Annotated in this window: 4 protein-coding genes and 1 pseudogene; all 5 read left to right on the forward strand. The window is 36.1% G+C overall.

Annotated features, from left to right (window positions below; all coding sequences use genetic code 11):
- Positions 1 to 187: pseudogene (locus ACFINI_RS09505) on the forward strand (hypothetical protein); the annotation flags it as partial.
- 220 nt (positions 188 to 407) lie between these two features.
- Positions 408 to 737 (forward strand): hypothetical protein, encoded by a 330-nt coding sequence (locus tag ACFINI_RS09510; protein WP_375648000.1) that lies wholly within the window; start codon positions 408 to 410, stop codon positions 735 to 737.
- On the forward strand, positions 724 to 1,176 hold the full coding sequence (locus tag ACFINI_RS09515) for a hypothetical protein (RefSeq protein ID WP_375613774.1): 453 nt from the start codon (positions 724 to 726) through the stop codon (positions 1,174 to 1,176). Before ACFINI_RS09510 ends, ACFINI_RS09515 begins: the two co-directional genes overlap by 14 nt.
- Before the next feature lie 347 nt (positions 1,177 to 1,523).
- Positions 1,524 to 2,306 (forward strand): hypothetical protein, encoded by a 783-nt coding sequence (locus ACFINI_RS09520; RefSeq protein WP_375648001.1) that lies wholly within the window; start codon positions 1,524 to 1,526, stop codon positions 2,304 to 2,306.
- Positions 2,307 to 2,390: 84 nt separating this feature from the next.
- On the forward strand, positions 2,391 to 3,272 hold the full coding sequence (locus ACFINI_RS09525) for a hypothetical protein (RefSeq protein WP_375632886.1): 882 nt from the start codon (positions 2,391 to 2,393) through the stop codon (positions 3,270 to 3,272).
- Positions 3,273 to 3,397: the final 125 nt, after the last annotated feature.

The following is a 3,397-nucleotide window of genomic DNA, read 5'->3' on the forward strand; positions in this document are numbered from 1 at the left end:
ACGCGATTGGCAAAGCGCTTGGGATAATTGGATTACGCATCCAGAATATGGATTGGTAATTAAGAAACACAAAAAATCAGAAGTGAAAAAACTATATGAAAGCGCATGTTATAAACCACCGTCAAACAATTTCGCAAATAACCTTTCAGAAAGCTTCAATCAACTTGCAACAGCGATCTACGCTTAAAGACACTTATGGATCAGAAAAAACAGCAAAGTAGTGAAGTTTGCTGATGATTTTGAGAATAGACATGCGTTTAAATTGACAGAAAGGCACCGTACAGATCGATTTAAAGATTTTGTGATTAAAAACCACATTGAAATTAAAAACGCTTCTGTACGGTCCATTTTGAGGCAAATAAACCCATTGGTAAAGTTATGGATTTAGGTAGGGGATATTAAACCAGATGTTTTTAAAAAAACGTAAACAGAAGGGGGGGAAAAAGTTCGTTGCAACGGCGGTGGGGCATGCCCCATGGGGATTAGGGGTAGCAGAGTATTTTTACAATCTTTACGAATATGATGATGGTACAAGAGAATATGAAGAATTTGACGGTGGTCAGTATCATGAGATGCCTGAGAAAGTTGATTACAGTACCAAGGCGCAAGTGAAAGCTTGGATATATGGGGGTGGTATTCCGAAAAGCGTTCTCAATTACGAACCTCTCATAGATGAGATCAATAAAGAGATCAAAAAATTATCAAAAACCGCAGGAAATAAATATGTTTACAGATAAGCAGCTAAGAGCCTTGTTTGGTATTATAATTTTTATATTTTTATGCTTTTTAGAAATTAAAAAAAATCCCTATTTTATCCAAGGTATTTTGATATTTGCATCTTTTGGTTTGATAATAATAACAAATATTTTTGTAATTTTATGCAATTCTCATATTCCTTTTGAGTTGCAGAACAATCCAAAATATAAAGATGATGATACAACAGGTTGGAAGATATTAACACGTGATTTACAACAGTATTTGCACAGACTCTTAAAGCTAATAAGTTTAGCACTTGTCGTTTTAATTTTTCCAAATAGTTATACTGTATTTTGGTATTTAGATATCGTTTTTTGGTACTTTTTTTTAGTTTATTCATTCTTTCTCATGTTGCATACACGCAGTTTAATAAACATGTCCATTTACGCACTACATTTTTATACTAAAAACCAAAAGTAAAATTTAAAAGCACTTGATATTCAATTAGGTAGGTATCAAAATGAAAAAAATTGAAAAAAATAAAAAATACGTATTGACTTTAAGGAAAGGTTCGTTTAGAAAGGCGTCAAGTGTGTAGAAACACTTAGCGAATAGCGGATAGGTTACGATACAGCCTCTCCCATGCCTTTTAAAATACTGACTTTCTTTTATGCTATCATTGGCATATAACGATTTATGTCGGGTGTAGTGTGTTATACAATACCCTTTTTAGGGGAAAGCACACAGCGGACTATTCGCCGTGTTTCTAGCACCCGACGCCCTTATAGGGTGTCAATAGAAACCTTCTTACGAATAGGATTACTAGCATGAAAGCTACAGTTAAAAATCAAGAAACTTCTCCAAAATATGAACTTACTAATGAAAACCGCGTTGTTAACGGTGTGACTTTACACCGCATTAAAGCTTTAAGAGATTTTGATGATGTTAAGGCGGGGGATTTAGGTGGCTTTATTAAAGATGAGAGTGATCTGTCTCATAAAGGCAATTGCTGGGTTTATGATGATGCTATGGTTATCCAAGCAAGCGTTTCCGAAAATGCCAAAATACGCAATAATGCTTGTGTTGTGAATTATGCAAAAGTTTATGGTAATGCTGTGATTAGTGATAAGGCATGGGTTTTGAGTGATAAGGCACATGTTTATGACAATGCAGTCATTAATGGCAATGCAAAAATTGGTGGCTATGTTTTTGGCAATGCCGTTGTGAGTGATAATGCCGTTATTACTGAAGGGGCTCTTATTTACGATAATGCCCGTGTATATGAAAATGCTCATGTGAGTGGGCTTGTGTTTAATGATGCCCATGTCTACGGTAAATCACGCCTTGCTGCGTGGTCAAAAGCTTATGGCAATGCTCATGTTTTTGATAAAGCTATAGTTTATGATGGTAGCAATATTTATGACAATGCCAAGGTTTTTGGCTCGGCGCGTGTTGGTCCTTTTGCAAAAATTCATGATAATGCTCATGTGAGTGGAAAAGCACAAATTTGCCAATTTACAACGATTTATGGCAATGCTGTGCTTAAAGAAAATAAGAAATTTTCTGAAGATGTCTGTGGTCTTGATCAGGATATAAATAAAGCAGCTTAAATAACGGCGCGGGCGCGGCGGGGGCGCCTCCTTATAACCATTTCATTTAAAAATTTGTTTGAATATTAGATTAGGGAGCTACCTATGACCACTAAAACTGTATCTAAAAAATATGAAATTATAGACGAAATAAAAAAAGTTTACGATGCAGAAACCCGTCAACCTAGATACTTTTATCGCATACGCGCATTAAGGGATTTCGATGATGTCAAGGCTGGTGACCTTGGTGGTTTTATTGAGAAGGAAGATAACCTCTCTCATGATGGGAATTGCTGGGTGTATGATGATGCTATTGCAGCATATGATGCTGTCGTTAGTGAAAATGCTAAAATACGTAATGAAGCCGTTATTGCTCAAAATGCTAAAGTTTATGGTAACGTTGTAGTGAGTGATAAAGCCAAGGTTTATGGTCGTGATACCCATGTTTATGGCAATGCTAAGATTTTTGATAATGCTAGTATTAGTGGTACCATGTGGTTTCGTGGCAAGGGGTGGGTTTATGGCAAGTGTGTGGTTAATGGCAATGCCAAGGTTTATGATCATGCTAAGGTTTGTGGTCAAGTTTGTGATAATGCCGTGGTTTATGGAAAAGCTTTTATTAGTATAGAGGCAAAAATTTATGACAATGCCAAGGTTTGGCATAGTGCTTATGTGAAGGGCTTTGTTTATGGCAATGCAAAAGTATCAGGGTCTTCTTGCGTATACGAAGGTTCTCATATTTTTGATCATGCTAGGGTTTATGGTAAAGCGCTTGTCTACAAAAATGTCAAGATTTATGGCAATGCCCGTGTTTATGAGAATGCTCGTATTTATGAAAAAGCAGAAATTTATGATGATGCGTGTGTTTCTAATAGGTCTATTATTGAAGAGGGTGTAAAAATCTCTGGCAACGCTGTAATTAATGGCAAGCAAAAGATTTGTGATGATACTGATGGTAGTGAACAAAGCACAAACAAAGCAGCGTAAATAAAATAACGGGGCGGGGGGCTGCTTTATAGCAAAAAAGCCGCGTCCTTTAAGACACGGCTTTTGTTTGCAACTGGAAACTTATACATTTTAAATGTTAAAATATATTACACAAAACGTGTAAA

The organism is Bartonella sp. AA56HLJMS (assembly GCF_042197145.1).
Classification (GTDB): Bacteria; Pseudomonadota; Alphaproteobacteria; order Rhizobiales; family Rhizobiaceae; genus Bartonella.

Bases quoted from the DNA above. Each gene is read 5' to 3' on its own strand.
- ACFINI_RS09520 (WP_375648001.1), top strand. From the start codon at position 1,524: ATGAAAGCTACAGTTAAAAATCAAGAAACTTCTCCAAAATATGAACTT.
- ACFINI_RS09525 (WP_375632886.1), top strand. From the start codon at position 2,391: ATGACCACTAAAACTGTATCTAAAAAATATGAAATTATAGACGAAATA.
- ACFINI_RS09515 (WP_375613774.1), top strand. From the start codon at position 724: ATGTTTACAGATAAGCAGCTAAGAGCCTTGTTTGGTATTATAATTTTT.
- ACFINI_RS09510 (WP_375648000.1), top strand. From the start codon at position 408: ATGTTTTTAAAAAAACGTAAACAGAAGGGGGGGAAAAAGTTCGTTGCA.